Source organism: Methylobacterium sp. CCH5-D2 (assembly GCF_001556475.1).
GTDB classification, from domain to species: Bacteria; Pseudomonadota; Alphaproteobacteria; order Rhizobiales; family Beijerinckiaceae; genus Methylobacterium; species Methylobacterium hispanicum.
Map to the genome: position 1 here is coordinate 1 of NZ_LSIX01001163.1, position 4222 is coordinate 4222.

At 71.6% G+C, this 4222-nt stretch carries 4 protein-coding genes; 3 read left to right on the forward strand and 1 reads right to left on the reverse strand.

The genetic code is table 11. The annotated features are described in order from the left end of the window. Positions 1-42 precede the first annotated feature (42 nt). Complete coding sequence (cysS, locus tag AX737_RS31570) at positions 43-1425, forward strand: cysteine--tRNA ligase (protein WP_066928188.1); 1383 nt, start codon at positions 43-45, stop codon at positions 1423-1425. Between the two features lie 226 nt (positions 1426-1651). On the opposite strand, the gene AX737_RS31575 is transcribed toward cysS, so the two are convergent. Beyond that, entirely contained in the window at positions 1652-2041 is a 390-nt protein-coding gene (locus AX737_RS31575) for a response regulator (RefSeq protein ID WP_066928190.1), read from the reverse strand. A gap of 488 nt (positions 2042-2529) precedes the next feature. Between AX737_RS31575 and AX737_RS31580 the strand changes: the two genes are divergently transcribed. Continuing rightward, a complete protein-coding gene (locus AX737_RS31580) occupies positions 2530-3387 on the forward strand; it encodes a manganese catalase family protein (RefSeq protein ID WP_066928192.1) in 858 nt (285 codons plus the stop codon). Between the two features lie 144 nt (positions 3388-3531). Further along, on the forward strand, positions 3532-4143 hold the full coding sequence (locus tag AX737_RS31585; protein WP_066928194.1) for a cysteine hydrolase: 612 nt from the start codon (positions 3532-3534) through the stop codon (positions 4141-4143). Positions 4144-4222 lie beyond the last annotated feature (79 nt).

Below are 4222 nucleotides of genomic sequence, written 5' to 3' on the forward strand. Positions count from 1 at the left end.
CTCGTGGGCTCGGAGATGTGTATAAGAGACAGGATGGGTTTCATGGCGCCGATGTTGCGGCTCTACAACACGCTGACCGGCACCAAGGACGTGTTCGCGCCGATCGAACCCGGCAACGTGCGCATGTACGCCTGCGGCCCGACGGTCTACGACGCGGCCCATATCGGCAACGCGCGCCCGATCGTCGTCTTCGACCTGCTCTTCCGGCTGCTGCGCCACCTCTACGGGCCGGGCCACGTCACCTACGCCCGCAACGTCACGGACGTGGACGACAAGATCAACGCGCGCGCGGCCGAGCGCGGCATCACCATCCGCGAACTCACCGACGGCACCCTGGCGCAGTTCCACCGGGACATCCGCGACCTCGGCGTGCTGATGCCCGAGGACGTGAACCGGCCGGGCGAGCCGCCCCGCTTCGTCGAGCCGCGGGCCACCGATCACATCCGCGAGATGTGCGCGATGATCGAGGGCTTGGTGAAGGCCGGCCACGCCTACGTGGCGGCGGACCACGTCCTGTTCGACGTGCCCTCGATGCCCGATTACGGGAGGTTGTCGAAGCGGCCGCTCGACGAGATGGAGGCCGGCGCCCGGGTCGAGGTCGCGCCCTACAAGCGCTCGCCCCTCGACTTCGTGCTCTGGAAGCCCTCGAAGCCGGGCGAGCCCTCCTGGGACTCGCCGGCCGGCATCGCGGTACCGGGCCGGCCCGGCTGGCACATCGAGTGCTCGGCGATGTCGGCCAAGCACCTGGGGGAGACCTTCGACATCCACGCGGGCGGCATCGACCTGATCTTCCCCCACCACGAGAACGAGGTGGCGCAGTCCCGCTGCTGCTTCGGCACGCCCGTGATGGCCAACTGGTGGCTGCACAACGGCTTCCTGCAGGTCGAGGGCGAGAAGATGTCGAAGTCACTCGGCAACTTCATCACCATCCGGGACGTGCTCGAGGACTGGCCCGGCGAGGTCGTGCGCCTCAACATGCTCAAGACGCACTACCGCCAGCCGATCGACTGGACGGCGCGCGGGCTCGAGGAATCGAGCCGGATGCTGGAGCGCTGGTACGCCGCGGTCGGCGATGCGGCGCCCGCCGCGGAAGCGCCGCCGAGCGTGCTGGAGCCGTTGCTCGACGACCTCAACACCGCGGCGGCGCTCGCCGAGATCCACCGGCTCGACGACCCGGCCCGGCTGAAGGCGGGGGCGAACCTGCTCGGCCTGCTCGGCCAGACGGCGAGCGCGCGCGCCGAGGCCAGCGTGCAGGCTGCCGGGATCGACGTCGCGCGGGTCGAGGGGCTGATCGCCGAGCGCAAGGCCGCCCGCGCCGCCAAGGACTGGGCCGCCTCCGACCGCGCCCGCGACGCGCTCACCGCCCTGGGCGTGGCCGTGAAGGACAACAAGGACGGCACGACGACCTGGAGCGTGGCGCGCTGAGGCCGGCTCATCGCGCAGCGCCTCCGCGCGGCGCCTCACGGAAGGGCCCGACCACCCCGGCGCCGGCAGATCGCCGCGAGATCCGCCGGCACGGCGCCGCGACGGCACGTCGATGCTCCCGGGCCCATGCGCGCTCCCGGGTCGTCCACCCGATCCCGAAGGACCGAGACCGCGACGATCGGATGATCGGCCGGCGGAGCAGGACGGGCGGCCCGCCCCGAGCCCCTCAGGCCGCGGTGGGCGCGCCGGCCTGCCCCAGGATCAGGCGGGCGATCATCTCCGGCTCGACCGGCTTCTCGCAGTGGGGCGCGTCGGCGAAGCGCTCGGGGATCGTGGCCGCGCCGTAGCCGGTGGCGAAGATGATCGGGATGGCGCGGGCCCGCAGGGCGTCCGCCACCGGGAACGCCATCTCGCCGTGCAGGTTGATGTCGAGCACCGCGGCGTCGATGCGCGGCGCGCGCTCGACCAGCGCGAGGGCGTCCTCGACGCTGCCGACCGGCCCGAGCACCGTGGCGCCGCTCCGCTCGAAGCTCTGCCGCAGCTCGTCCATGATGAAGTAGTCGTCCTCGACCACCAGCACGTGCCGGCCGGTCAGGGATCGTGCCGCGTCCGCCATCGCCGCCTCCTTCGCGCCGCCGGAACGCCGTCCCGGCCGCGCTCCGCGCAACACCCCATGGACCCCATCACCCTCGTCGGCAAAGGCAACGCGCCGGAGCGGCCGTGGGTTCGTCCCTCGCAAGGCCGGCAGCGCCCCCGCCGCACCGGCCCGAACCGGCCGCGCGCGCACATGCACGCAGTAGACCGGAGGCAATTCCCAGTACATTCACAACATAGATCAGTCATTCCGATAGAAATCGGCCTTCCGGCGCCGGAACTTAGCCGTCCGAGGCGCGGTTCAGCCCAACGTATCTTCGACGTGCACCGAGCGGACGTACCGCGGGACGTACAACCTCCCGCGGCCGGCCCACGGTGACGTGCGGGGACAGGCTCCGACCATCCAAGATCCGGCCCCGACAGCGTCTTCAGGCGCGTCCGAGGGGAAGCCGGTGCGGGACGAGCCCCGAATCGCCTGCCTGCGTGCACCCGAGAGCTGAGGACCAGCCCATGTATTACCACGACAAGCGCCTGCAATATCCGGTCCGCGTCGAGAGCCCGGATCCCGTCTTCGCCCGCATGCTTCAGCAGGCGATCGGCGGCGTCGAGGGCGAGATCCGCGTCTGCATGCAGTACTTCTTCCAGGCCTGGGGCGCGCGCGGGCCGACCACGAAGTATCGCGACATGCTCCTCCATACGGCCACCGAGGAGATCGGCCATATCGAGATGCTGGCGACCGCGGTCGCGATGAACCTCGAGACCGCCCCGACCAAGGTCCAGGAGGCGGGCGCGGCCGACAAGGTGGTGGGCGCCGTGATGGGGGGCGAGAACCCGCGCCACATGGTCGAGGGCATGCTGCACCGGCACATCCTCTCCACCGGCATGGCGGCCTTCCCGGCCAACTGTGAGGGCGTGCCCTTCGACATGAGCCACATCTACGCCAGCGGCAACCTCGCGGCGGACATGTACTGCAACGTCGCCGCCGAGGCGACCGGCCGGACCCTGGCGGTCCGCCTCTCTAACGCCACCAACGACCCCGGCATGAAGGACATGCTGCACTTCATGATCGCCCGCGACACGATGCATCAGGAGCAGTGGCTCGCGGTGATCGAGGAACTCGGCGGCCCCGCGGGCGCGCTGCCGATCCCGAACTCCTTCCCGCAGAGCGAGGAGCACCAGAAGTTCAACTACAACTTCTTCGCCACGGCCCGCGACGGCACGCCCCCGCCCGCCGGGCGCTGGACCAGCGGGCCCTCCCTCGACGGCAAGGGCGAGTTCAGCGTGGTGCAGAACGAGCCGATGGGCGAGGAGCCGGTGCTCGGCCCGGCCCGGCCCGACAGCGGCGCCCAGAACGAGCAGATCGGCTGAGGCCCGCGACCGGGCGCCCCTCGGTGCCGGGCCCATCCGGAGCGGCTCTCCGGACCTGCCCTTCAGAAGACCGACGCCCCGCGCGAGGCCGGCCCCGGGACCGGGGCCGGCCCGTCGGGCGTCCCGCGGGAGGAGACGAACGGGATGAAGCGGGGAGTGGGGCTGCGTTTCGGCGACCTGGGCGAGCGGACGGCGCATGTCTGCGTGGACGTCCAGCGTCTGTTCCACGAGAAGACCGACTGGCACACGCCCTGGCTCGGCCGCATCCTGCCGCAGGTGGAGCGCATCACCGCGGCGCATCCGGGGCGCACGGCCTTCACGCGCTTCGTTCCGGCGGCGCGCGCGGAGGTCTGCTCGGGCACGTGGCGGCGCTACTACGAGCGCTGGCCGAACATGACCCTCGACCGGCTGGCGCCCGGGATGATCGACCTGCTGCCGAGCCTCGCCGCGCTGGCGCCGCCCGCCCGGGTCTTCGACAAGGCGACCTACTCCCCCTGGCTCGAGCCGGACCTCCAGGCGCACCTGCGCGACCTCGGAACCGACACGGTGGTGATCACGGGCGGGGAGACCGACGTCTGCGTGCTCGCCACCGTGCTCGGGGCGGTCGATCGCGGCTACCGGGTGGTGATCGCGGCCGACGGGGTGTGCAGCTCGGCCGACGAGACCCACGACGCGATGGTGACCCTCTACTGCAGCCGCTTCGGCGAGCAGATCGAGATCGCGCCGACCGACGCGATCCTGCGTGCCTGGCCCTGACGAGGCGACCGACGCCCGCGGGTGAACGGATCCACCGGGCGCCGGTTGGACGATCGTCCCCCGCCCCACGCAACCCGCC